This is a genomic window from Salmonella sp. NW884 (assembly GCF_051700745.1).
Taxonomy (GTDB): Bacteria; Pseudomonadota; Gammaproteobacteria; order Enterobacterales; family Enterobacteriaceae; genus Salmonella; species Salmonella enterica.
Genome location: NZ_JAMMDE010000002.1, coordinates 14,504 through 40,710, shown reverse-complemented (window position 1 = coordinate 40,710; position 26,207 = coordinate 14,504). Strand labels below are relative to the sequence as shown.

Genomic DNA, 26,207 nt, shown 5'->3' with positions numbered 1-26,207 from the left:
GAACTCAATTCCCAAACATCAGTGCGGTCAGCACAAAATCCAGCCCCAGAACGGCCAACGATGCGTGAACCACGGTACGCGTCGTTGCCCGGCTAATCCCGGCAGAAGTCGGTATTGCGTCATAACCGTTGAATAACGCAATCCATGTTACCGTAATGGCGAACACCACGCTCTTTATCAGACAGTTCACCAGGTCCATACGCCAGTCGACGGCATTCTGCATCGCGGACCAGAAGAACCCGGCGTCGATTCCCTTCCAGCTTACGCCGACCAGCGAGCCGCCCCAGATACCGACCGCCACAAAGATAATGGTCAGTAGCGGCAATGAAATCACGCCCGCCCAAAAGCGCGGCGAAATCACCCGGCGCAATGGATCGACCGCCATCATCTCCATACTGGAGAGCTGCTCCGTCGCCCGCATCAGGCCGATTTCCGCCGTCAACGCCGACCCGGCCCGCCCGGCAAACAGCAACGCCGCGACCACCGGCCCCAGCTCGCGCAGCAGCGAAAGCGCCACTAACATGCCAAGACTGGTCTCCGCGCTGTAAGTGGTCAGAACCAGATAGCCTTGCAGCCCCAGCACCATACCGATGAATACGCCGGAGACAATAATGATAAGCATCGACAAGACGCCCACATTATAAAGCTGGCGCACCAGCAGCGGCGCATGTTTGCGAAACTCCGGCTTACCGATAATCGCATTAAATAACATTAACCCGGCGCGCCCGAACGTCCTGACGGTTTTGATCCCGCTGTGTCCGAGTGCTGCCAGCGCATTTAACAGCATGAGTGGCTTAACTCCCTGTTTCGAGTAAATCAAGGTGATAGTCGCCCGCCGGATAGCGGAACGGAACCGGCCCGTCGGCAATACCGTCAAGGAACTGACGCACGCGCGGGTCCGTATTCTCCTGCAACGCCTGAGCGCTACCGTGAGCGACGATTTTTTTGTCCGCCATGATCCAGGCGTGATCCGCAATACTGAGCACCTCTGGCACATCATGCGAGACCACCACGCAGGTCACGCCCAGCGCGCTGTTCAATTCTGAAATCAGCTTCACCAGAACGCCCATGGTAATCGGGTCCTGGCCGACAAACGGCTCATCGAACATGATGAGATCCGGTTCCAGAGCGATGGCGCGCGCCAACGCGGCGCGACGCGCCATCCCACCGGAGAGCTCGGAAGGCATCAGTTTTGCCGCGCCGCGCAGCCCGACAGCTTCCAGTTTCATCATCACAACGCTTTTTAGCAGCGGCGCGGGTAAATTGGTGTGCTCCCGTAGCGGATAGGCCACATTGTCAAACACGTTCATGTCGGTAAACAGCGCTCCCGACTGAAACAGCATACTCATACGTTTGCGGACGGTGTAGAGCCGCGAACGGGACATGGCCGGCACATTCTCGCCATCAAATAAGATTTCGCCCTTATCCGGCGGGATCTGTCCGCCAATCAGGCGCAACAGCGTGGTTTTACCGATGCCCGACGGCCCCATGATCGCCGTGATCTTCCCGCGCGGCACCGTCAGGGAAATATTATCGAAAATGCAGCGTTCGCCACGGGAAAAGCTGACGTCGCGCATATCGACTAAATTGGCCGCAGACTGACCCATTGATTCATCCTTCGTATTGCCTTGTTGAGGTAACCATGGCGCTGAATTTAACCATGGGTTCGACATAATTACAGAATATTAACTGACAGGGTTAGCGAAAGCTGGCATTCGTTTTACTTTTTAGCCGCATAAAGTCAAAATTAGGACTTCGTTACGGCTTCCAGATATCCCTTCCAGGGGACCGGCGAGTATACCTGAAGAAAGGACTTTAGATGCTTTTAGCGATGGCGCTACTCATAATTGGTTTGCTTCTGGTGGCCTACGGCGCCGATCGTCTGGTGTTTGCGGCCTCTATTTTATGCCGTACATTCGGTATTCCCCCGCTGATCATCGGGATGACGGTCGTGAGTATCGGCACCTCGCTGCCGGAAATTATTGTGTCGGCCGCCGCATCGCTACACGGTCAGCTCGATTTGGCCGTCGGCGCGGCGCTCGGTTCTAACATCACCAATATTTTGCTGATCTTAGGGCTGGCGGCGCTGGTTCGTCCATTTACCGTGCATTCCGATGTTCTACGTCGCGAATTGCCATTAATGTTATTTGTTAGCGTGGTAGCCGGTTCCGTACTGCATGACGGACAGTTAAGTCGCAGTGATGGTATCTTTCTCCTGCTTCTGGCTGTGCTATGGCTGTTATTCATTGTTAAAATCGCGCGTCTGGCCGAACGCCAGGGGAATGACAGCCTCACCCGCGAACAACTGGCGGAGCTACCGCGCGAAGGCGGGCTCCCCGTCGCGTTCTTATGGCTGGGCATTGCGCTGGTCATCATGCCGATGGCGACGCGCATGGTAATCGATAACGCTACGGTGCTGGCGAACTATTTCGCCATGAGTGAATTAACGCTCGGTCTGACAGTCATCGCTGTCGGCACCAGTCTGCCAGAGCTGGCGACGGCGATTGCCGGCGTGCGAAAAGGCGAAAATGATATTGCCGTTGGTAATCTCATTGGCGCCAATATTTTTAATCTCGCCATCGTGCTGGGACTGCCTGCGCTGATCGCGCCGGGGGAGATCAACCCGCTGGCGTTTGGGCGTGATTATAGCGTGATGTTGCTGGTTAGCGTGGTTTTCGCTTTACTTTGCTGGCGGCATCCGCGCCAGATTGGTCGGGGCGCAGGTATACTGCTGACCGGCGGGTTTATCGTATGGCTGGCGATGCTCTATTGGCTATCGCCACTTCTTGTTGGATAACTGGAAACGGATTATGTCGCATTTAGCGTTGCAACCGGGGTTTGACTTTCAGCAGGCAGGCAAAGAGGTCCTGGAAATTGAACGTGAAGGCCTGGCGGAGCTTGATCAATACATCGATCAGAATTTCACCCTGGCCTGTGAAAAAATGTTCAACTGCACCGGAAAAGTGGTGGTCATGGGGATGGGAAAATCCGGCCATATCGGACGGAAAATGGCCGCCACGTTCGCCAGTACCGGCACCTCTTCCTTTTTTGTACATCCGGGCGAAGCCGCGCACGGCGATTTGGGGATGGTTACGCCGCAGGATGTGGTTATCGCTATCTCCAACTCCGGCGAATCCAGCGAGATCGCGGCGCTAATACCGGTACTTAAACGTCTGCACGTGCCGTTAATTTGCATTACCGGGCGACCGGAAAGCAGCATGGCGCGTGCGGCAGATGTGCATCTGTGTGTTAAAGTGCCCAAAGAAGCGTGTCCGTTAGGACTGGCGCCTACCAGTAGTACCACCGCAACGCTGGTGATGGGCGACGCGCTCGCCGTGGCGTTGTTAAAAGCGCGCGGCTTTACCGCCGAGGATTTCGCTCTGTCGCATCCTGGCGGCGCGCTGGGACGTAAGCTACTGCTGCGCGTAAGCGATATTATGCATACTGGCGATGAAATCCCGCATGTTAATAAACATGCCACCCTGCGTGATGCGCTGTTAGAAATTACGCGTAAAAATCTCGGTATGACCGTCATTTGCGATGAATCCATGAAGATCGACGGTATCTTCACCGACGGCGATTTACGTCGCGTGTTCGATATGGGCGGCGATATGCGCCAGTTGGGGATCGCCGAGGTGATGACGCCAGGGGGCATTCGCGTGCGTCCCGGTATTCTCGCCGTCGATGCGCTGAATTTAATGCAGTCCCGCCATATCACCTCCGTACTGGTTGCTGATGGCGACCAGTTACTCGGTGTGTTACATATGCATGATCTCCTGCGTGCAGGCGTCGTGTAGAAACTCAAGGATAATTAACGATGAGTAAAGCAGGTGCGTCGCTTGCGACCTGTTATGGCCCCGTCAGCCCCCATGTCATGACCAAAGCGGAGAATATCCGCCTGCTCATCCTGGACGTGGATGGCGTATTGTCTGACGGCCTGATTTATATGGGCAATAACGGCGAAGAGCTGAAGGCTTTCAACGTTCGTGACGGCTATGGTATTCGCTGTGCTTTGACCTCCAATATCGAGGTTGCCATTATTACCGGACGAAAGGCTAAACTTGTAGAAGATCGCTGCGCCACGCTGGGGATTGTCCATCTTTATCAGGGACAGTCGAATAAGCTGATCGCCTTTAGCGATCTGCTGGAAAAACTGGCCATTGCGCCGGAAAATGTTGCCTATGTCGGCGATGATCTGATTGACTGGCCAGTGATGGAAAAAGTGGGGTTAAGCGTTGCCGTTGCGGATGCGCATCCGCTGCTGATCCCCCGCGCTGACTATGTGACGCACATTGCCGGCGGGCGCGGCGCGGTACGTGAGGTGTGCGACTTGCTGCTGCTGGCGCAGGGCAAGCTGGATGAGGCCAAAGGGCAATCGATATGAGTAAAACCAGACGTTGGGTTATCATTCTACTGTCGCTGGCCATTCTGGTACTGATTGGTATCAATCTGGCGGATAAAGACGATCCTGCTGCCGTGATGGTCAACAGCAACGATCCCACGTATAAAAGCGAGCATACGGATACCGTCGTGTACAGTCCGGAAGGCGCGTTGAGCTATCGTCTGATTGCGCAGCACGTTGAATATTTTTCCGATCAGGCGGTCTCATGGTTTACGCAACCGGTATTAACCACCTTTGATAAGGATAAGGTGCCGACATGGTCGATCAAGGCCGATAAAGCCAAATTGACTAACGATCGGATGCTCTATCTGTATGGCCATGTTGAAGTCAACGCCCTGGTGCCTGACGCTCAATTACGCAGAATTACCACCGATAACGCGCAGATTAATCTGGTGACGCAGGATGTTACCTCGAACGATCTGGTGACGTTATACGGCACAACATTTAACTCCAGCGGACTGAAAATGCGCGGTAACTTACGCAGCAAGAACGCCGAGCTGATTGAAAAGGTTAGAACCTCTTATGAAATTCAAAACAAACAAACTCAGCCTTAATCTTATGCTTGCCGGCTCGCTGCTGGCCGCCAGCATTCCGGCTTTCGCCGTCACGGGCGATACCGAACAGCCTATTCATATTGACTCGGATCAACAGTCGCTGGATATGCAAGGCAACGTCGTGACCTTTACGGGCAACGTGGTGATGACCCAGGGCACGATTAAGATCAACGCCGATAAAGTCGTGGTTACCCGCCCTGGCGGCGAACAGGGGAAAGAGGTGATCGACGGTTACGGCAATCCGGCCACCTTCTACCAGATGCAGGACAACGGTAAGCCGGTGAAAGGCCACGCTTCCCATATGCACTACGAGCTGGCGAAAGATTTTGTGGTGCTGACCGGCAACGCTTATCTGGAGCAGCTTGACAGCAACATTACCGGCGACAAAATCACCTACCTGGTGAAAGAGCAGAAAATGCAGGCCTTCAGCGAGAAAGGCAAACGCGTCACCACCGTTCTGGTGCCGTCGCAGTTGCAAGACAAAAACAAAGGCCAGACTCCGGCGCAAAAGAAGAGTAACTAATTCGTTATGGCAACATTAACTGCAAAGAATCTGGCGAAGGCCTATAAAGGCCGTCGCGTAGTGGAAGATGTCAGTCTGACCGTTAACTCCGGGGAGATTGTCGGGCTGCTCGGTCCAAACGGCGCGGGTAAAACCACCACCTTTTATATGGTCGTCGGTATCGTGCCGCGTGACGCGGGCAATATCATCATTGATGATGAAGATATCAGTCTGCTGCCGCTGCACGCGCGCGCGCGCCGCGGTATCGGCTATTTGCCGCAGGAAGCCTCTATTTTCCGCCGTCTCAGCGTATTTGATAACCTGATGGCGGTACTGCAAATTCGTGACGATTTGACCGCAGAACAGCGAGAAGACCGCGCCAACGAGCTGATGGAAGAGTTTCATATCGAGCATCTGCGCGACAGCATGGGACAGGCGCTGTCCGGTGGTGAACGCCGTCGTGTAGAAATTGCCCGCGCGTTGGCCGCTAATCCCAAATTTATCCTGCTGGATGAACCCTTTGCCGGCGTTGACCCGATTTCCGTTATCGACATCAAACGCATTATCGAGCATCTGCGCGATAGCGGGCTCGGCGTGCTGATCACCGATCATAACGTCCGTGAGACGCTGGCAGTCTGTGAACGCGCCTATATCGTGAGCCAGGGCCACCTTATTGCCCACGGTACGCCGACAGAAATCCTGCAAGACGAACACGTTAAGCGTGTATATCTTGGGGAAGACTTCAGACTCTGATAGGGTAGAGGGCTATGCTGCTCTAGCGGGAGAAAACGACTCTGAATATGAAGCAAGGTTTGCAACTCAGGCTTAGCCAACAACTGGCGATGACGCCTCAGCTACAACAGGCCATCCGTCTGTTGCAGTTGTCTACGCTGGAACTTCAGCAGGAACTCCAGCAAGCGCTGGAAAATAACCCGCTGCTTGAGCAAACCGATCTTCATGACGAAATCGACACTCAGCAACCTCAGGATAACGATCCTCTCGATACCGCCGACGCGCTCGAACAAAAAGAGATGCCGGAAGAGCTGCCGCTTGACGCCAGTTGGGATGAAATTTACACCGCCGGGACGCCGTCCGGCCCCAGCGGTGATTATATCGACGATGAGCTGCCCGTCTATCAGGGCGAAACGACGCAGTCGTTGCAGGATTATCTGATGTGGCAGGTTGAGCTAACGCCCTTCTCGGATACCGATCGCGCTATTGCGACATCCATTGTCGATGCGGTAGATGATACCGGTTATCTCACCGTATCCCTGGACGAAATTCGCGAAAGCATGGGCGATGTAGAGGTGGATCTCGATGAGGTCGAAGCCGTCCTGAAGCGTATTCAGCGTTTTGATCCGGTAGGCGTCGCGGCAAAAGATCTTCGCGACTGTCTGCTGATCCAGCTTTCACAATTCGACAAATCCACGCCGTGGCTGGAAGAGGCGCGGCTTATTATCTGCGATCACCTTGATCTGCTGGCCAATCACGATTTCCGCACGTTGATGCGCGTTACCCGACTGAAAGAAGAGGTGCTGAAAGAGGCGGTAAACCTGATTCAGTCGCTCGATCCCAGACCCGGTCAATCGATCCAGACCGGCGAGCCGGAGTACGTTATCCCGGATGTGCTGGTACGCAAGCATAACGGTCGCTGGACGGTGGAGCTTAATAGCGACAGTATTCCCCGTTTACAGATTAACCAGCACTATGCCGCCATGTGCAATAGCGCGCGCAACGATGCCGACAGCCAGTTCATCCGCAGTAATTTACAGGATGCGAAATGGCTGATAAAAAGCCTTGAAAGCCGTAACGACACGCTGCTGCGCGTCAGTCGCTGCATCGTCGAGCAACAGCAAGCCTTTTTTGAACAGGGCGAAGAATATATGAAACCGATGGTACTGGCGGATATCGCCCAGGCCGTCGAGATGCACGAATCCACCATATCCCGCGTGACCACGCAGAAGTATCTGCACAGCCCGCGCGGTATTTTTGAACTCAAATATTTCTTTTCCAGCCACGTCAATACCGAAGGCGGAGGCGAAGCCTCTTCCACCGCGATTCGCGCGCTGGTGAAGAAGTTAATTGCGGCGGAAAACCCCGCGAAACCACTGAGCGACAGCAAGTTAACCTCTCTGCTGTCAGAACAAGGTATCATGGTGGCGCGCCGCACTGTTGCGAAGTACCGAGAGTCTTTATCCATTCCGCCGTCAAACCAACGCAAACAGCTGGTTTGACCCAACCGATAAGGAAGACACTATGCAGCTCAATATCACCGGACATAATGTCGAAATTACTGAAGCCCTGCGTGAATTTGTGACGACAAAATTCGCCAAACTTGAACAGTATTTTGAGCGGATTAATCAGGTATACGTGGTGTTGAAAGTGGAGAAGGTCACGCACATCTCGGATGCGACGCTACACGTTAACGGCGGCGAAATTCACGCCAGCGCGGAAGGCCAGGATATGTATGCCGCCATTGACGGCTTGATTGATAAACTGGCAAGGCAGTTAACCAGGCATAAAGATAAACTGAAACAACACTAATTGTCCGGGCAGTTAGCCAGTGCAGGACGGCCTGTTGTGTGACACAACGGGCCATTTGTACAGTTAGCGCTCCGAACCTGGCCATCAACCTGACAGGACAGGTTCTTAGGTGAAATTATGATAAATAACGATACGACTCTACAACTGAGCAGTGTACTTAACCAGGAGTGTACGCGTAGCGGCGTTCATTGTCAGAGTAAGAAACGCGCGCTGGAAATCATCAGCGAACTGGCGGCAAAACAGCTCAGTTTACCTCCTCAGGTCGTGTTTGAAGCCATTCTGACACGCGAAAAAATGGGCAGTACCGGTATTGGTAATGGTATCGCCATCCCGCACGGGAAACTGGAAGAAGATACCTTACGCGCCGTCGGCGTGTTCGTTCAGCTCGAAACGCCAATCGCGTTCGACGCCATCGATAACCAGCCGGTCGATCTCCTCTTCGCCCTGCTGGTGCCCGCCGATCAAACTAAAACGCATCTGCACACGCTGTCGCTGGTGGCGAAACGTCTGGCGGATAAAACGATCTGCCGCCGCCTGCGCGCGGCGCTGAATGATGAAGAGCTGTATCAAATCATTACTGACACCGAAGGTGAGCAGAATGAGGCATAACAACTCAATGGCATTTATTTCTGTCGTTGTGAGGAGAAACGGTACATGGTACTGATGATCGTCAGCGGGCGTTCCGGATCAGGTAAATCTGTCGCTCTGCGCGCGCTGGAAGATATGGGATTTTACTGCGTGGATAACCTCCCCGTCGTGCTGTTGCCCGATCTGGCGCGAACGCTGGCCGATCGCCAGATTTCCGCCGCCGTCAGCATTGATGTGCGCAATATGCCTGAATCACCTGAGATTTTTGAACAGGCGATGAATAATCTGCCTGGCGCTTTCTCGCCGCAATTGCTGTTTCTTGATGCCGACCGCAATACCTTGATTCGCCGCTACAGCGACACGCGCCGTTTGCATCCGCTTTCCAGCAAAAATCTTTCTTTAGAGAGTGCGATCGATAAAGAGAGTGACTTGCTGGAGCCGTTACGCTCACGTGCGGATCTGATCGTCGACACTTCAGAAATGTCCGTCCATGAGCTGGCGGAGATGCTGCGTACCCGGCTGTTGGGCAAACGCGAGCGCGAACTGACGATGGTATTTGAGTCCTTCGGCTTTAAACATGGCATCCCGATTGATGCGGACTATGTGTTTGATGTCCGCTTTCTGCCCAACCCGCACTGGGACCCAAAACTGCGCCCCATGACCGGGCTTGATAAGCCGGTAGCCGCGTTTCTTGACCGACACACAGAAGTTCACAATTTTATCTATCAGACTCGCAGCTATCTTGAGCTATGGTTACCGATGCTGGAGACCAACAACCGCAGCTACCTTACCGTCGCTATCGGTTGTACCGGCGGGAAACACCGTTCGGTGTATATTGCAGAACAGCTGGCAGACTACTTCCGCTCGCGCGGTAAAAATGTCCAGTCTCGCCATCGCACGCTGGAAAAACGCAAAACATGACCGTAAAGCAAACTGTTGAAGTCACCAATAAGCTGGGCATGCATGCCCGGCCTGCCATGAAGCTTTTCGAACTGATGCAGGGTTTTGACGCCGAGGTGCTATTACGCAATGACGAAGGCACCGAAGCGGAAGCAAACAGCGTCATCGCGCTGTTAATGCTCGACTCCGCCAAAGGGCGTCAGATCGAAATTGAAGCCACCGGCCCGCAAGAAGTTGAAGCGCTGGCGGCGGTTATCGCGCTGTTCAATTCCGGCTTTGACGAAGACTAAACCTCCCCCTCTATACCTTATTTCCCCCAACGCCGTCCCGGTATTTGATGACAGTCACCCCCAAAACCGGGCGTGTTACGCCTGCCTGCCACTTGTCCCGCAGCCCCACCCTTTCGTAAGATTTGTACATTTCGTGCGCTTTACCTATGCATAAAAACATTAAGAAAACCTTAAAAAATTTCGTTTAGGTTTTGTTTAAGTTCTTTGTCCATACTAAATTTATGTGAATAAATTTTTCCAGGACTTGCCATGATCCTCTTATCGAAACAGACTCCGCTGGGCGCCGGTCGACATCGTAAATGCTATACGCATCCGGATAATGCCCGGCGTTGCATAAAAGTTATTTACAACCGTGACCACGGCGGTGATAAAGAGATTCGGCGTGAACTGAGCTACTATGCGCATCTGTCCCGCTACCTGACAGACTGGAGCGCTATCCCCCGTTATTACGGCACGGTAGAAACCGATTGCGGCACCGGCTATGTCTACGACATGATTACCGATTTCAACGGCGCGCCCTCTATTACCCTGACCGAGTTCGCCGCGCAATGTCGTTATGAAGAGGATGTCGCTGTCCTGCGGCGGCTACTGAAAAAACTGAAACGCTACCTGCTGGATAACCATATTGTGACGATGTCGCTGAAGCCGCAAAACATCCTGTGCCAGCGTATCAGCGAGTCAGAAGTGGTTCCGGTGGTTTGCGACAATCTGGGGGAAAGTACCTTTATCCCGCTGGCGACCTGGTCAACATGGTGCTGTGAACGCAAACTGGAGAGAGTGTGGCAGCGGTTTATCGCCCAGCCTGCGCTGGCCGTTGCCCTGGAGAGGGACGCACAGCCAAAAGACAAGAAACGGCTGGCGCTTACTTCTCACGAAGCTTAATGGCCTGTGCTTATCAGGCCTGGACGACACAGATCGCAGGCCGGATAAGGCGTTCGCGCCGCCAATCGGCAAAATTAATTAAGCTGGTTGCGTGTCATAAAAGATTCCCCGCCCAGTTGGCGCATCTGGCGCATAATCCACGCCTGCCGGCTACGCACATAGCCGGAAGGCGCATTCGCCTTATAGCGAATCGGGTTAGGCAGCACAGCCGCCAGTAACGCGGCTTCAGACACACTCAAGCGACTGGCAGGTTTATGAAAATACCGTTGTGCCGCAGCCTCCACGCCGAAAATACCATCGCCAAACTCTGCGATATTCAGATAAACTGTGAGAATGCGCTTTTTGCTCCAGACAGTTTCAATGCCCAGCGTTAGCCCGGCCTCCAGACCTTTGCGCAGCCAACTGCGTCCATCCCATAAAAAGAGATTTTTCGCCGTTTGCTGCGAAAGCGTAGAGGCGCCGCGAATACGGCTCTCATTCCGCTCATTATGCGCCAGCGCTTTTTCAATCGCCGGAACATCAAAGCCCCAGTGCTCAGGGAACTTCTGGTCTTCCGCCGCAATTACCGCCAGCCCCATCCACGGCGAGATATCCGCCATACTGACCCAGTCAGAATGCGCCACATAACCAAATTCTCCACTTAGCCAGGCGCTAATCTGCCGTTCCGCCATCACCGCCGAAAAAGGCACCGGAACCACGCTAAACAGCGCAATGCCGCCGCCCCAAAAGACGGCGAGCGCAGCAAGGATACGTAAAAGTAGACGGCGCAAAAACGTTAACGGCGCGATGCGTCGTTTGCTCATTCCGCCAGAACCAGCACGCGCGACACTAATTTATCAATGCCGCTTGCCGCCTGGGCGATATCCTGCGCCAGCATATAGGCAGGGGTGGTCACGACCTTGTTATCCTCGTCCACAACGATATCATCAACCGGGCAAGGTACGTGTTCGGCCCCCATCTCTTCAAGTACTTCAGCGGTATCAATATCCGTCCCTATTGTCAGACGTAGCGGGAAGTCAAAGATTTTCGGCAACATTGCGGGCGCGATACAGATGAATCCCAGCGGCTTGCCGGACTGGTGCATGGCCTTCGCCAGCGCGACGACATCGCTATCCACCCGGCATTCGCTCCCCTGGCTGGCGAAATTACTCAGGTTCTTCGCCGCGCCGAAACCACCGGGCACAATGAGCGCATCCAGTTCCTCTGGCTGCGCCTGGGACAGGGGACGAATATCGCCCCGCGTAATACGCGCCGCCTCAATCAGAACGTTACGCGTTTCCGCCATCGCTTCGCCGGTCAGGTGATTAATAACATCCGCTTGTGGTTTATCCGGCGCGAAGCAGACAGCCTGTGCGCCGCTGCGGGCAATGGCCAACAGCGTCAGAACGGCCTCATGAATTTCGGCGCCGTCATAGACGCCGCATCCGCTGAGCACTACGCCAATTTTTTTCATGGTGAACATCCTCCTGCAACCGACTCAAGCCCATTAATAATTTTGATTAAAATGCTACGCTTCACACATTTAAATGATTCATGTAACAAATCATTTAGGATTTGCTATCTTAACTGCGTGCGGCCTGAAAACAGGACTGCGCCTTTGACATCATCATAATAAGCACGGCGCAGCCACGATTTCCCTGGTGTTGGCGCAGTATTCGCGCACCCCGGTCAAACCGGGGTCATTTTTTTTCCGCGTTTGCCACCCAGGCTTTCAGCACCGCGACATCGTGCTGCCACTCCTGCTTCATCTCTTCAATCCATTCCGCGACATTATCTTCCCAGGCGGGAAGATCCGGCGACTGGATTTGCTGGCCAAGCTGTTGCAGATGACGCAGCCCTACCGAACCGGCGGCGCCTTTAATCTTATGCCCTTCCTCAACGACGCCTTTTTTGTCACGCGCCGTCAGATTGGACTCCAGCACGCTTAAATAGCCAGGCATCATTTTTTCAAATACCGCGAGGCCATCGGTGATCAATTTAGGCCCGACCAACTCGATGTATTGTTCCAGCATCGGGATATCCAGCAGCGCTTGCGCTTTATCGCTCTCTTCAGGCGTCACGGTACTCTCCTCTTTATCGGTGGCATCCCAGAATTTTTTAATCATCGCGGTTAAGGCTGGCACCGACAGCGGCTTACTCAGCACATCGTCCATACCAGCGTCCAGATACTCTTTTTTATCTTTCAGAACGTTAGCCGTAAGCGCTACCAGCGGCGGTAAATCTTCCCGCGTGTGGCGACGGGTCAGTTCTCTGGCGATATCCAGACCCGTCATATCCGGTAGCTGAATATCCAGTAAGACCAGGTCATATTCGCCCGGCGCGAACATCTCCAGCGCCGCCTTGCCGGTCATCGCGACATCCACGCTGTTACCCAGTTTTTCCAGTACCGAACGCGCCACGATCACGTTCAGTTCAATATCTTCGACCAGCAGAACATGCAGCGCGGGCAGCGGCATGTCATCTTCATCAAAGGCGTCCTCCACCTCTTCCGCCACCGCTGGCGCATGAACCGTTAGCGTAAAGGTCGATCCTTTGCCCGGCAGACTGGAAACGGTAATATCGCCGCCCATATTTTTCGCCAGCCGACGGGAGACCGCCAGCCCGATACCGGTACCCGTTGCCGGTTTGCCGCCGTTACTGTCTTTCACCTGATAATACATGGCGAAAATTTTATCCTGCTCATCCTGCGGAATGCCGATCCCGGAATCTTCCACTTCAAAGTGCAGCATGTCGCCTTCATCATAGCGCGCCCGCACCGTCACCTGGCCCTGCTGAGTAAACTTCACCGCATTGCTGATCAAATTCCATAAAATCTGGCGCAGACGCGTTCCGTCGGTAATGACTTTGTGCGGCAACGGCAGCGTCGGCTCAAGCACAAAACGTAGCCCTTTTTGCTGCGCCTGCAAACCGGAAAGGTTTTCCAGATCGGCCATAAAGCTGGTGAAATCAATGGGTTGGTTATCAAGCTGAACCTTACGCCGCTCCATCTTATCCATATCAATGATATCATTGAAAATATTGCCTAACGTCACGGCGGAGACATGGATTGTCTTAAGGTATTTTTCCTGTTCGGCGGTGAGATCGGTATCCAGCAGGATGCGGCTTAAACCGACGATGCCGTTAAGCGGGGTGCGCAGTTCATGACTGATGGTAGAGATAAACGTGGTCTTGTCGCGGCTGGCGCGCTCCAGCGCGTCCTGATAACGCTTACGTTCGGTAATATCACGACCAAATCCCATCAAGCCATGACGTTTACCGACACGGTCGTAATAAGGCACTTTACGAATTTCAAAGCAGGCCTTTCGTCCGTCGGGGTAATCCAGCCACTGTTCATAGGTCAGGGAGACGTTATGGCGGAATACTTTTTCGTCGGTTTCAATGACTTTCTCCGCCGCTTCGGGAGAGTACACATCTTCCGGCTTCAAATGCACCAGCTGTTTTTCGCTCTTGCCGGTTAGCAATTCCATTGCGCGGTTACAGCCGGAAAATTCTTTATCCTCATTACGATAAAAAACCAAATCCGGCGAGGCGTCCAGAAAGGAACGCAGAAAAGAGGATTGCTGTTCTAGCTGGATTTGCGCCTCTTCACGCTCTTTAATTTCTACTTTTAGCTGTTCAAATGTCTCTTGCAGCTCCGCTTCCGCTTTTTCGCGATCGGCAATTTCCTGATTAAGCTGGGCAATATTGTCCTTCAACTGTACGTTAAGCTTGAGATCGCGCTCGCGCATCTCCTCCAGCTTTTGCACCAGACGCGACAGTCGCTGCCTTGACTCTTCCAGTTGTTCAACAACAACGGATAAGAAATAGACCGCCCAGGGCGTAATTAACAGGCCAAAAAAGATGGAGCGAATAACGTCGATACTTTCAACCTGACCATGCAGCACCATGGTCACCGCCATCTGCACGACAATCGCCAGCACCACCAATGCCAACGCCAGGAGCATGGAAAAGCGCACCAGACCCAATTTCATCATCAGGTCGACATAGTATTGCGCCAGCATACGAATTTGCTTCATAGAGGATTCCTTCACCACAACTTCGCACATAATACCCAATTATGGGAACCGCGTTGAATATTGTGCGAAATATGCGTAGCGCCCCTCATCACGCTACGCTACAGGTGGTATCCAGGGACGGGCCAGCGCAGAGCCCTGCACGCCATGCTCATTCAGGTATTTGTCCAGCTCAACCATCCCCGTCCAGCGATTCTCGCACCACAGCGGGGCAAGCAGCGTCGGACGGCGAGCGCTGGCTGAAATTCGGTGATAAATCACCTCCGGCGGCGTATGACGAATCATCTCACCTGCCGTTAGCGTGTAGTCGTCCAGTTCGATCCCGTTCAGCCGCCCCGCTTCCCAGGCTTTGGCCATCGTACTGCCTTTCACAATATGCAGCGGATGCAGTTTAATACCGTCAACGCCCGTCTCCACCACACGCTCCATGGTTTGCAGGCATTCTGCCTGCCCTTCTCCCGGCAGCCCCACAATCAGATGCGCGCACACTTTCAGCCCGCGTTCCCGGGCAATCCGGGTGGTACGCTGATAGCAGGCGAAGTCATGCCCGCGGTTAATTCGGCGCAGGGTTTTATCGTGCGCGGTTTGCAATCCCAGTTCCAGCCACACCTCGTAGCCTTGATCTTTATATTCACACAGTAAATCTACTACTGCCTGCGGGACGCAATCCGGACGCGTACCGACGCATAACCCGACGATACTGGCCTGGCTGACCGCCTGTTGATACATGGAACGCAGCACCTGCACTTCTGCAAAGGTGCTGGTGTAGGCCTGGAAATAGGCCAGATAGCGTTTAGCGCGGTTCACCAGATGCGCCTGATGCGCAAGCTGCTCGGCAATCGAATGATGCTGCTGCGCCTCATCGGCAAAAGAGGCGACATTACAGAAGGTGCAACCGCCACGCCCGATGGTGCCGTCGCGATTAGGGCAGCTAAAACCGCCATGAAGCGTCAGCTTATGAACCTTTTGCCCATACCGACGTAAAAGATCCCCACCAAACATATTGACTAATTTCTGTAACTGCATAATCTGATAGACCGCCTCTTAAAAAGAGGCCAAAGCCTGCCATTTTTAGTCTCCTTTGGCGATGACCTGGATCAATCGTCCCGGAAGGCTTTTATCCATTGCATAATCAAGCAAAATAAACGACATTTCATTCATAATCCCGCTGATGATTTTTCCTGATATTCCCCTCTTTTTTCAGCGTCTGCTGGGTCATCGATAAAAACAGTAGCATTCAATACTGCTCACGCTTAAAACAGCATAAAATGCCAAGATTTTTGAAAAAACAAGGTCAGATAACGCCTGGCGAGCGGCTCTTATAGTGAGACAGATCACAGGCTTTCTGCCGCTCCGTATTAGCAGCCACTCTATAAAAAACCTTTTAATTTCAATAGATTCAAAAAGTTATCTGTGCTACAGCACACTTTTGCATAAATCAGTTTGCCATTTGACCTGGGTGTGGATTCCCGATAAGTTGGGGATCCGCTGGAAGCTTTCTGGATGAGCCGTCTGCTCATCATATTTATGCAGTAATTGAGATTCCCTCTTAACCGTATTTACCAATGCGCAAAGGACACAAAGAGGGCGAATGCGAGGTAAGCGTATGATGCGCCAGCCCCGTCGCCATGCTCTTGCTGTGCCCGCGCGCCATCGGTTGGGAGAGCGTCCCGTAGAGCCTGGGGAGGTTCACTGATATGTTGTACGATAAATCCCTTGAGAAGGATAACTGTGGTTTCGGCCTGATCGCCCACATAGAAGGCGAACCTAGCCACAAGGTAGTGCGTACCGCCATACACGCGCTGGCCCGGATGCAGCACCGTGGCGCGATCCTTGCCGACGGTAAAACCGGCGACGGTTGCGGCTTGCTGTTACAAAAACCTGACCGTTTCTTTCGCATCGTGGCCGAAGAGCGCGGCTGGCGCTTAGCCAAAAACTACGCCGTCGGGATGATCTTTTTAAATAAAGATCCTGAACTGGCCGCCGCGTCACGCCATATTGTCGAAGAAGAATTACAGCAGGAAACCCTGTCGATTGTCGGCTGGCGCGATGTGCCCACCAATGAAGGCGTGCTCGGTGAAATCGCCCTCTCCTCCCTGCCGCGTATTGAGCAGATTTTTGTCAACGCTCCGGCGGGCTGGCGTCCGCGTGATATGGAGCGCCGTCTGTTTATCGCCCGCCGACGCATTGAAAAACGCCTGCAGGACGACAAAGATTTCTACGTATGCAGCCTGTCGAACCTGGTCAACATTTATAAAGGTCTGTGTATGCCGGCGGATCTGCCGCGCTTCTACCTGGATCTTGCGGATCTGCGTCTGGAATCGGCCATCTGCCTGTTCCACCAGCGCTTTTCCACTAACACCGTGCCACGTTGGCCGCTGGCGCAGCCGTTCCGCTACCTGGCGCATAACGGCGAGATTAACACCATCACCGGCAACCGCCAGTGGGCGCGCGCCCGTACCTATAAATTCCAGACGCCGCTGATCCCGGATTTACAGTCCGCTGCGCCGTTTGTTAACGAAACCGGTTCGGATTCCAGCTCGCTGGACAACATGCTGGAACTGCTGCTGGCAGGCGGGATGGACATCATCCGCGCCATGCGCTTGTTGGTGCCGCCCGCCTGGCAGAACAACCCCGATATGGACCAGGATCTGCGCGCCTTCTTTGACTTTAACTCCATGCATATGGAGCCGTGGGACGGTCCGGCAGGCATCGTGATGTCCGACGGGCGCTTCGCCGCCTGTAACCTTGACCGTAACGGCCTGCGCCCGGCGCGCTACGTCATTACCAAAGACAAGCTGATCACCTGCGCCTCCGAAGTCGGTATCTGGGACTATCAGCCGGATGAAGTGGTCGAGAAAGGCCGCGTCGGCCCAGGCGAGCTGATGGTGATCGACACCCGCGGCGGACGTATTCTGCATTCCGCGGAAACCGATGACGACCTGAAAAGCCGCCATCCATATAAAGAGTGGATGGAGAAAAACGTCCGCCGCCTGGTGCCGTTTGAAGAGCTGCCTGATGAAGAAGTCGGTAGCCGCGAACTGGACGATGACCTGCTCGCCAGCTATCAAAAACAGTTTAACTACAGCGCCGAAGAGCTGGACTCGGTTATCCGCGTGTTGGGCGAAAACGGCCAGGAAGCCGTCGGTTCAATGGGCGACGATACCCCCTTTGCCGTGCTCTCCAGCCAGCCGCGTATTATTTACGACTACTTCCGCCAGCAGTTCGCGCAGGTCACTAACCCGCCTATCGACCCGCTGCGTGAAGCGCACGTCATGTCGCTCGCCACCAGCATCGGTCGCGAAATGAACGTCTTCTGCGAAGCGGAAGGTCAGGCCCATCGTCTGAGTTTTAAATCGCCAATTCTGCTGTACTCCGATTTCAAACAGCTCACCACCATGAGCGAGCATCACTACCGCGCCGACTGGCTTGATATTACCTTTGATGTCACCGAAACCACACTGGACGCGACGGTTAAGGCGCTGTGCGATAAAGCGGAAGAGATGGTGCGCAGCGGTACCGTCCTGCTGGTGCTCTCGGATCGCAATATCGGTAAGAATCGCCTGCCGGTCCCCGCGCCGATGGCGGTGGGCGCGGTGCAAACGCGTCTGGTAGAACAAAGCCTGCGCTGCGACGCCAACATCATCGTAGAAACCGGAAGCGCCCGCGATCCGCATCACTTTGCGGTACTGCTCGGCTTTGGCGCAACGGCCATCTATCCGTACCTGGCCTACGAAACGCTGGGGCGCCTGATTGATACCCAGGCCATCGCTAAAAACTACCGTACCGTGATGCAGAACTACCGTAACGGCATCAACAAGGGGCTGTACAAGATTATGTCCAAAATGGGCATTTCGACCATTGCCTCTTACCGCTGCTCCAAACTGTTTGAAGCGGTCGGACTGCACGATGATGTGGTAAACCTGTGCTTCCAGGGCGTGGTCAGCCGTATCGGCGGCGCAAGCTTTGATGACTTCCAGCAGGATCTGCTGAATCTCTCCAAACGCGCCTGGCTGGCGCGCAAACCCATTAGCCCGGGCGGCCTGCTGAAGTACGTCCACGGCGGCGAATATCACGCCTATAACCCGGATGTCGTGCGTACCCTGCAACAGGCGGTACAGAGCGGCGAGTACAGCGATTATCAGGAATACGCCAAACTGGTTAATGAGCGTCCGGCGGCAACGCTGCGCGATCTGCTGGCGATACATCCAGACGGCGAGGCGGTGACTATCGACGAGGTTGAGCCCGCCAGTGAGCTGTTTAAACGCTTTGATACCGCAGCCATGTCTATCGGCGCATTAAGTCCGGAAGCGCACGAAGCGCTGGCGGAAGCGATGAACAGCCTCGGCGGCAACTCCAACTCCGGCGAAGGCGGCGAAGACCCGGCGCGCTACGGCACCAATAAAGTGTCGCGCATCAAGCAGGTGGCCTCCGGTCGCTTTGGCGTGACGCCGGCCTACCTGGTCAATGCCGATGTGATTCAGATTAAAGTCGCGCAGGGCGCGAAACCGGGCGAAGGCGGTCAGTTGCCGGGGGATAAAGTCACTCCGTATATCGCTAAACTGCGCTATTCAGTGCCGGGCGTGACGCTGATCTCCCCGCCGCCGCACCACGATATTTACTCTATCGAGGACTTAGCGCAGCTCATTTTCGACCTCAAACAGGTCAACCCGAAGGCGATGATCTCCGTGAAGCTGGTGTCCGAACCGGGCGTCGGCACCATCGCGACCGGCGTGGCGAAAGCCTATGCGGATCTGATCACCATCGCCGGTTACGACGGCGGTACCGGCGCCAGCCCGCTCTCTTCGGTGAAATATGCGGGCTGTCCGTGGGAACTCGGACTTGTTGAAACCCAGCAGGCGCTGGTCGCCAACGGTCTGCGTCACAAGATTCGTCTGCAGGTGGACGGCGGTCTGAAAACCGGCGTCGACATCATTAAAGCGGCGATTCTCGGTGCGGAAAGTTTCGGCTTCGGCACCGGTCCGATGGTGGCGCTGGGCTGTAAATACCTGCGCATTTGCCATCTGAACAACTGCGCAACCGGCGTGGCGACGCAGGATGAAAAACTGCGTAAGAACCACTATCACGGCCTGCCGTTCAAAGTAACCAACTACTTTGAATTTATCGCCCGCGAAGTGCGCGAGCTGATGGCTTCGCTTGGCGTGACCCGCCTGGTGGATTTGATTGGCCGCACCGACCTGCTGAAAGAGCTGGATGGCTTTACGGCGAAACAGCAGAAGCTGGCGCTGTCTCGTCTACTGGAAACCGCTGAACCTCATCCGGGTAAAGCGCTGTACTGCACCGAGAATAACCCGCCGTTTGATAACGGCGTGCTGAATGCGCAACTGTTGCAGCAGGCGAAACCGTTTGTCGATGCGCGCCAGAGCAAAACCTTCTGGTTCGACATCCGCAACACCGATCGTTCCGTCGGCGCGTCGCTTTCCGGCTATATCGCACAGACCCACGGCGATCAGGGGCTGGCTTCCGATCCGATTAAAGCGCACTTCAGCGGTACCGCAGGCCAGAGCTTTGGCGTGTGGAACGCGGGCGGCGTGGAGTTATATCTGACTGGCGATGCCAACGACTATGTCGGTAAAGGTATGGCAGGCGGTTTGATCGCCATCAGACCACCGGTAGGTTCCGCCTTCCTCAGTCATAAAGCCAGCATTATCGGCAACACCTGCCTGTATGGAGCGACCGGTGGCCGTCTGTACGCAGCGGGGCGCGCGGGCGAACGTTTCGGCGTGCGTAACTCCGGGGCGATTACCGTAGTAGAGGGCATCGGCGACAACGGCTGTGAATACATGACCGGCGGCATCGTCTGCGTGCTGGGTAAAACCGGCGTTAACTTCGGCGCGGGGATGACCGGCGGCTTCGCCTATGTGCTGGACGAAGATGGCGAATTCCGTAAACGCGTGAACCCGGAACTGGTAGAAGTACTGGACGTTGATTCGCTGGCTATCCACGAAGAGCATCTGCGCGGCCTGATCACCGAGCACGTGCAACATACTGGTTCGCAACGCGGCGAAGAGATCCTGTCCAGGTGGTCAAGCTTCTCAACCCAATTCGCGTTAGTTAAGCCCAAGTCCAGCGATGTCAAAGCCCTGTTGGGCCACCGTAGTCGTAGTGCGGCAGAATTGCGCGTGCAGGCGCAGTAAGGAATTGAAATGAGCCAGAATGTTTATCAATTTATCGACCTGCAGCGCGTTGATCCGCCGAAGAAACCGCTGAAGATCCGTAAGATCGAGTTTGTTGAAATCTACGAACCGTTTTCTGAAGGTCAGGCGAAAGCCCAGGCGGATCGCTGTTTGTCCTGCGGTAACCCCTACTGCGAGTGGAAATGTCCGGTACATAACTACATCCCGAACTGGCTGAAACTGGCTAACGAAGGGCGTATTTTTGAGGCGGCTGAGCTATCGCACCAGACCAACACCCTGCCGGAAGTGTGTGGCCGCGTCTGCCCGCAGGACCGCCTGTGCGAAGGCTCCTGTACGCTGCACGATGAGTTCGGCGCAGTGACCATCGGTAACATTGAGCGCTATATCAACGATAAAGCGTTTGAGATGGGCTGGCGCCCGGATATGACCGGCGTACGCCAGACGGACAAACGGGTAGCGATTATCGGCGCAGGTCCGGCAGGGCTGGCGTGCGCCGACGTGCTGACCCGCAACGGCGTGAAGGCGGTGGTTTTTGATCGCCATCCGGAAATCGGCGGCCTGCTGACCTTCGGTATTCCAGCTTTCAAACTGGAAAAAGAGGTGATGACCCGCCGTCGCGAGATCTTCACCGGCATGGGTATTGAGTTCAAACTTAATACCGAAGTGGGTCGTGATGTACAGCTTGAAGATCTGCTGAAAGATTACGATGCGGTATTCCTTGGCGTCGGCACCTATCAGTCGATGCGCGGCGGGCTGGAAAATGAAGATGCGGACGGGGTTTTCGACGCTTTGCCGTTCCTGATCGCCAATACGAAGCAGATCATGGGGTTTGGCGAAACCAGCGACGAACCATATGTCAGTATGGAAGGCAAGCGCGTGGTGGTGCTGGGCGGCGGCGATACCGCAATGGACTGCGTACGTACCTCCATTCGTCAGGGCGCAACGCACGTAACCTGTGCTTATCGTCGTGATGAAGAGAACATGCCGGGTTCCAGACGCGAAGTGAAGAACGCGCGCGAGGAAGGTGTCGAATTTCAGTTTAACGTTCAACCGCTGGGCATTGAAGTCAATGCCAACGGCAAAGTGAGCGGCGTAAAAATGGTGCGCACTGAAATGGGCGAACCGGATGCCAAAGGCCGTCGGCGGGCGGAGATCGTCGCCGGTTCCGAGCATGTGGTTCCGGCTGATGCGGTGGTGATGGCGTTTGGTTTTCGTCCACACAGCATGGAATGGCTGGCGAAACACAGCGTGGAACTGGACTCGCAGGGACGAATTATCGCGCCGGAACGCAGCGATAATGCTTTCCAGACCAGCAACCCGAAAATCTTCGCCGGTGGCGACATCGTGCGCGGTTCCGATCTGGTGGTGACGGCGATTGCGGAAGGCCGTAAAGCGGCTGACGGGATTATGAACTACCTCGAAGTATAACCCTTCCGGCTCCCCGCTTACTGCCTTGGCTGATGGCTGGGGAGCCGATATTCCTCTCCTCAATATCTCTCCTGCCGATTCTGGAAACCCGCTCGTAAATCGAGATGTAATGCCATGTAAAATCCGTTCATGGATTGATCCGTTTACGCCTGAAGCGTATTGATAGCGTTCTAATTTCACAATGAAACTATCACGAAAGGGATGACATGACGAATCCAACTTTAGCGCCACAGTCTGATGAATATCAGCAAATTCATGACGGTATTATTCGTCTGGTCGATACGGCACGTACCGAGACCGTGCGCAGCATCAATGCCATTATGACTGCCACCTACTGGGAAATTGGCCGACGCATTGTCGAATTTGAACAGGGAGGAGAAGCGCGAGCGGCCTATGGCACCCAGCTTATCGAACGATTATCGGTAGATTTAAGTCAGCGCTATAAGCGCGGTTTTTCCACCAGAAACCTATGGCAAATTCGTACATTTTATCTTTGTTTTCAACACATTGAAATTCCGCAGACACTGTCTGCGGAATCTTCAAATCTCATACCGCTCGCCAAAACATTCCCTCTTCTCTGGTCAGCTTATGTGCGTCTGCTGTCGGTAAAAAATCCCAATGCCCGCACTTTTTACGAGAAAGAGACGCTACGTAACGGCTGGTCCGTACGGCAACTCGACAGGCAAATCGCCACTCAATTTTACGAACGAACGCTACTGTCCCACGACAAATCCGCCATGTTGCAGCAGCCTGCACCCGCCGAGCCAAACGTTTTGCCGGAGCAAGCCATACGCGACCCGTTCATTCTGGAATTTCTTAACCTGAAGGACGAATATTCCGAATCAGATCTCGAAGACGCGCTGCTCAGCCACCTGATGGACTTTATGCTGGAGCTTGGTGACGATTTTGCTTTTGTTGGCCGCCAACGCCGACTACGCATAGACGATAGCTGGTTCCGCGTCGACCTGCTGTTCTTCCATCGTCGCTTGCGCTGCCTGTTGCTCGTTGACCTGAAGGTAGGCAAATTCGGTTATGCGGATGCCGGGCAGATGAATATGTACCTGAACTATGCCAAAGAGCACTGGACAATGCCCGGAGAAAACCCGCCAGTCGGCCTGGTTTTGTGCGCAGGGAAAGGCGCGGGGGAAGCGCATTACGCGCTGACTGGCCTGCCAAACACCATCATGGCGAGCGAGTACAAAGTGCAGTTGCCCGACGAAAAATTACTCACAGACGAACTTATTCGTTCGCAAACCATGCTGGAAACTCAGCTCACACGCGGTGGTTCACTGACAACGGAGAAAAACTAGCGAACCATTAATGCCATGAATAATTATCAAAAAAATATCATACGAAAACGTTTGCTTTATTTTGAGAACTGTATATTATGCGGCGGATTTTTTGAGCAAAATTCATGGAGGCGTTGTGTCGCAGGACAACAATTATAGCCAGGGCCCCGTCCCTCTGGCGGCGCGGAAGGGCGTGATTCCACTGACGTTTGTCATGTTGGGTTTAACGTTTTTTTCCGCCAGTATGTGGACCGGAGGGACACTCGGCACCGGTCTTTCTTATAATGATTTCTTCCTCGCAGTTCTCTTCGGTAATCTCCTCCTCGGTATCTACACTGCATTTCTTGGTTACATCGGCGCAAAAACCGGACTCTCCACCCACCTCCTTGCACGTTACTCCTTTGGCGTTAAAGGCTCATGGCTTCCCTCGCTACTGCTAGGCGGTACTCAAGTGGGCTGGTTTGGCGTTGGCGTAGCGATGTTCGCTATTCCGGTCAGTAAAGCGACGGGCATTGATGCCAATATTCTGATTGCCGTTTCGGGTCTACTGATGACCCTGACCATTTTTTTCGGCATCTCGGCGTTGACCATTTTGTCTATCATTGCCGTACCCGCGATCGTGATTCTGGGCAGCTACTCCGTCTGGCTGGCGGTCAGCGGCGTGGGTGGGCTGGAGCATTTAAAAACGATAGTGCCGCAGACGCCGCTGGATTTTTCCAGCGCGCTGGCGCTGGTGGTGGGCTCGTTTGTCAGCGCCGGTACATTGACCGCTGACTTCGTCCGCTTCGGGCGTCATGCCAAAAGCGCCGTACTGATTGCGATGGTCGCTTTTTTCCTCGGCAACTCGCTGATGTTTATCTTTGGCGCGGCAGGCGCTGCCGCCGTCGGTCAGGCGGATATCTCTGACGTGATGATAGCGCAGGGGCTGCTGCTGCCCGCGATCGTGGTGCTTGGCCTGAATATCTGGACCACCAACGATAACGCGCTGTACGCATCGGGTCTGGGCTTCGCCAATATTACCGGTCTTTCCAGCCGTACGCTGTCGGTGGTGAACGGGATTATCGGTACCGTGTGCGCGCTGTGGCTTTACAATAATTTTGTCGGCTGGCTGACGTTCCTGTCATCTGCCATCCCACCGATTGGCGGAGTGATTATTGCCGACTATCTGTTGAACCGTCGCCGCTATGCCGACTTCAACACCGTGCGCTTTATTCCCGTTAACTGGATTGCTATTCTTTCCGTCGCGCTGGGCATCGCCGCCGGACATTATGTTCCTGGTATTGTGCCCGTCAACGCCGTACTCGGCGGCGTCTTCAGCTATATCCTGCTGAGTCCACTTTTCAACCGCAGCCTTGCTAAATCACCAGAGGTCAGCCATGCAGAACAATAACATCACCATTCGTCAGGCGCGTCTGCAGGGACACGAAGGATTATGGCAGATTACGATTGAAAACGGGCGCTTTAGCCGGATTGAGCCTCAGGAAGCCGCATCGTTACCGCAGGGCGAAGTGCTTGATGCCGAAGGCGGTCTGGCTATTCCACCGTTTGTTGAGCCACATATCCACCTGGATACCACGCAAACGGCGGGTGAACCGAGCTGGAACCAGTCCGGCACACTGTTTGAAGGGATTGAGCGCTGGGCAGAACGTAAAGCAATGCTCACGCATGAAGATGTGAAAGCGCGCGCGATGCAGACCCTGAAATGGCAGATGGCTAACGGCATCCAGTACGTTCGTACTCACGTTGACGTTTCAGATCCTACGCTCACCGCGCTGAAAGCCATGCTGGAAGTGAAGCAAGAGGTTGCGCCGTGGGTAGACCTGCAAATTGTCGCCTTTCCGCAAGAAGGTATTCTGTCTTATCCTAACGGTGAAGCGCTGTTAGAGGAAGCCGTGCGTTTGGGCGCTGACGTTATTGGCGCCATTCCGCACTTTGAGTTCACGCGGGAATATGGCGTTGAATCGCTGCACAAAACCTTCGCCCTGGCGCAGAAATACGATCGCTTGATCGATGTGCACTGCGACGAAATTGATGACGAGCAGTCTCGCTTTGTCGAAACGGTCGCGGCGCTGGCGCATCGTGATGGCATGGGGGCGCGCGTGACCGCCAGCCATACCACGGCTATGCACTCGTACAACGGCGCGTATGCGTCACGCTTGTTCCGCCTGTTGAAAATGTCGGGGATTAACTTCGTCGCCAACCCGCTGGTGAATATTCATCTGCAAGGACGGTTTGACACTTACCCGAAACGTCGTGGCGTCACGCGGGTGAAAGAGATGCTGGAAGCGGGGATCAACGTCTGCTTTGGCCATGATGACGTCTTCGACCCGTGGTATCCATTAGGCACCGCCAATATGCTGCAGGTGCTGCATATGGGGTTACACGTTTGCCAGTTGATGGGGTATGGGCAAATCAACGACGGGTTAAATCTGATCACTATCCACAGCGCAAAAACTTTGCACCTGCAGGACTACGGTCTGAGCGTCGGCAATGCCGCGAATCTGGTTATCTTACCCGCTGAGAATGGATTCGATGCGGTACGTCGCCAGACGCCTGCGCGTTACTCGATTCGCCACGGGCGAGTGATTGCCGAGACGGTGCCGAGCCAGACGACGCTGCACCTGACCCAGCCGGAAGCCGTGACGTTTAAGCGTTAA

General features: G+C 54.4%; 23 protein-coding genes. 17 read left to right on the top strand and 6 right to left on the bottom strand.

Translation table 11 applies throughout. The features are described from left to right. Positions 1–4: 4 nt before the first annotated feature. Together mlaE and mlaF are read right to left on the bottom strand one after the other, a co-directional pair. The gene (gene mlaE / locus NA197_RS04570) at positions 5–787 is read right to left on the bottom strand and encodes a lipid asymmetry maintenance ABC transporter permease subunit MlaE (protein ID WP_000925786.1); all 783 of its coding nucleotides are present in this window, start codon (positions 785–787) and stop codon (positions 5–7) included. Between the two features lie 7 nt (positions 788–794). Beyond that, positions 795–1,607, bottom strand: coding sequence for a phospholipid ABC transporter ATP-binding protein MlaF (gene mlaF / locus NA197_RS04565; RefSeq protein WP_000531566.1), 813 nt, complete (start codon positions 1,605–1,607; stop codon positions 795–797). 212 nt (positions 1,608–1,819) lie between these two features. Between mlaF and NA197_RS04560 the strand changes: the two genes are divergently transcribed. The 12 genes from NA197_RS04560 (at position 1,820) to yrbL (ending at position 10,662) form a co-directional block, all read left to right on the top strand. Next, entirely contained in the window at positions 1,820–2,797 is a 978-nt protein-coding gene (locus NA197_RS04560) for a calcium/sodium antiporter (protein WP_000922736.1), read from the top strand. Between the two features lie 13 nt (positions 2,798–2,810). Further along, positions 2,811–3,797 carry an arabinose-5-phosphate isomerase KdsD gene (gene kdsD, locus NA197_RS04555; protein ID WP_000018612.1) on the top strand — a complete coding sequence of 329 codons (987 nt, stop codon included), beginning with the start codon at positions 2,811–2,813 and terminating at the stop codon, positions 3,795–3,797. A 20-nt stretch (positions 3,798–3,817) separates the two neighbouring features. Further along, positions 3,818–4,384, top strand: a complete 567-nt coding sequence (gene kdsC / locus NA197_RS04550) for a 3-deoxy-manno-octulosonate-8-phosphatase KdsC (protein ID WP_000030021.1) — start codon at positions 3,818–3,820, stop codon at positions 4,382–4,384. Then, positions 4,381–4,956 carry an LPS export ABC transporter periplasmic protein LptC gene (gene lptC, locus NA197_RS04545; RefSeq protein ID WP_000047845.1) on the top strand — a complete coding sequence of 192 codons (576 nt, stop codon included), beginning with the start codon at positions 4,381–4,383 and terminating at the stop codon, positions 4,954–4,956. Before kdsC ends, lptC begins: the two co-directional genes overlap by 4 nt. Continuing rightward, complete coding sequence (gene lptA / locus NA197_RS04540; protein ID WP_000669770.1) at positions 4,925–5,479, top strand: lipopolysaccharide ABC transporter substrate-binding protein LptA; 555 nt, start codon at positions 4,925–4,927, stop codon at positions 5,477–5,479. Before lptC ends, lptA begins: the two co-directional genes overlap by 32 nt. Positions 5,480–5,485: 6 nt before the next feature. After that, a complete protein-coding gene (gene lptB, locus NA197_RS04535; RefSeq protein WP_000224104.1) occupies positions 5,486–6,211 on the top strand; it encodes an LPS export ABC transporter ATP-binding protein in 726 nt (241 codons plus the stop codon). 47 nt (positions 6,212–6,258) lie between these two features. Then, positions 6,259–7,692 (top strand): RNA polymerase factor sigma-54, encoded by a 1,434-nt coding sequence (gene rpoN, locus NA197_RS04530; RefSeq protein WP_000809020.1) that lies wholly within the window; start codon positions 6,259–6,261, stop codon positions 7,690–7,692. A 22-nt stretch (positions 7,693–7,714) separates the two neighbouring features. Continuing rightward, positions 7,715–8,002 (top strand): ribosome hibernation promoting factor, encoded by a 288-nt coding sequence (gene hpf / locus NA197_RS04525; RefSeq protein ID WP_001176589.1) that lies wholly within the window; start codon positions 7,715–7,717, stop codon positions 8,000–8,002. Between the two features lie 117 nt (positions 8,003–8,119). After that, a complete protein-coding gene (gene ptsN / locus NA197_RS04520; RefSeq protein ID WP_000609332.1) occupies positions 8,120–8,611 on the top strand; it encodes a PTS IIA-like nitrogen regulatory protein PtsN in 492 nt (163 codons plus the stop codon). Between the two features lie 45 nt (positions 8,612–8,656). Then, on the top strand, positions 8,657–9,511 hold the full coding sequence (gene rapZ / locus NA197_RS04515; RefSeq protein ID WP_000243749.1) for an RNase adapter RapZ: 855 nt from the start codon (positions 8,657–8,659) through the stop codon (positions 9,509–9,511). Further along, the gene (gene npr / locus NA197_RS04510) at positions 9,508–9,780 is read left to right on the top strand and encodes a PTS phosphocarrier protein NPr (RefSeq protein WP_000216797.1); all 273 of its coding nucleotides are present in this window, start codon (positions 9,508–9,510) and stop codon (positions 9,778–9,780) included. The genes rapZ and npr overlap by 4 nt, the downstream gene beginning before the upstream one ends. A gap of 249 nt (positions 9,781–10,029) precedes the next feature. Next, a complete protein-coding gene (gene yrbL / locus NA197_RS04505; RefSeq protein WP_000602196.1) occupies positions 10,030–10,662 on the top strand; it encodes a PhoP regulatory network protein YrbL in 633 nt (210 codons plus the stop codon). 74 nt (positions 10,663–10,736) lie between these two features. Here yrbL and mtgA read toward each other — a convergent pair whose 3' ends face one another. The 4 genes from mtgA to NA197_RS04485 all read right to left on the bottom strand — a co-directional run bounded on the left by mtgA (position 10,737) and on the right by NA197_RS04485 (position 15,701). Next, complete coding sequence (mtgA, locus tag NA197_RS04500; protein WP_064043100.1) at positions 10,737–11,465, bottom strand: monofunctional biosynthetic peptidoglycan transglycosylase; 729 nt, start codon at positions 11,463–11,465, stop codon at positions 10,737–10,739. After that, the gene (gene elbB, locus NA197_RS04495; protein WP_000719811.1) at positions 11,462–12,115 is read right to left on the bottom strand and encodes an isoprenoid biosynthesis glyoxalase ElbB; all 654 of its coding nucleotides are present in this window, start codon (positions 12,113–12,115) and stop codon (positions 11,462–11,464) included. The genes mtgA and elbB overlap by 4 nt, the downstream gene beginning before the upstream one ends. A gap of 226 nt (positions 12,116–12,341) precedes the next feature. Next, complete coding sequence (arcB, locus tag NA197_RS04490) at positions 12,342–14,678, bottom strand: aerobic respiration two-component sensor histidine kinase ArcB (RefSeq protein ID WP_000809813.1); 2,337 nt, start codon at positions 14,676–14,678, stop codon at positions 12,342–12,344. A gap of 93 nt (positions 14,679–14,771) precedes the next feature. Further along, positions 14,772–15,701 carry a TIGR01212 family radical SAM protein gene (locus NA197_RS04485; protein ID WP_001176887.1) on the bottom strand — a complete coding sequence of 310 codons (930 nt, stop codon included), beginning with the start codon at positions 15,699–15,701 and terminating at the stop codon, positions 14,772–14,774. Between the two features lie 671 nt (positions 15,702–16,372). Here NA197_RS04485 and gltB point away from each other — a divergent pair. From gltB to NA197_RS04460, 5 genes are all read left to right on the top strand, one after another. Beyond that, positions 16,373–20,833, top strand: a complete 4,461-nt coding sequence (gltB, locus tag NA197_RS04480; protein WP_064043101.1) for a glutamate synthase large subunit — start codon at positions 16,373–16,375, stop codon at positions 20,831–20,833. 9 nt (positions 20,834–20,842) lie between these two features. Further along, complete coding sequence (gltD, locus tag NA197_RS04475) at positions 20,843–22,261, top strand: glutamate synthase subunit GltD (protein WP_000081635.1); 1,419 nt, start codon at positions 20,843–20,845, stop codon at positions 22,259–22,261. A gap of 206 nt (positions 22,262–22,467) precedes the next feature. Further along, the gene (locus tag NA197_RS04470) at positions 22,468–23,571 is read left to right on the top strand and encodes a PDDEXK nuclease domain-containing protein (RefSeq protein WP_064043102.1); all 1,104 of its coding nucleotides are present in this window, start codon (positions 22,468–22,470) and stop codon (positions 23,569–23,571) included. 115 nt (positions 23,572–23,686) lie between these two features. After that, a complete protein-coding gene (gene codB / locus NA197_RS04465) occupies positions 23,687–24,940 on the top strand; it encodes a cytosine permease (protein WP_064043103.1) in 1,254 nt (417 codons plus the stop codon). Continuing rightward, positions 24,927–26,207 (top strand): cytosine deaminase, encoded by a 1,281-nt coding sequence (locus NA197_RS04460; RefSeq protein WP_058107382.1) that lies wholly within the window; start codon positions 24,927–24,929, stop codon positions 26,205–26,207. The genes codB and NA197_RS04460 overlap by 14 nt, the downstream gene beginning before the upstream one ends.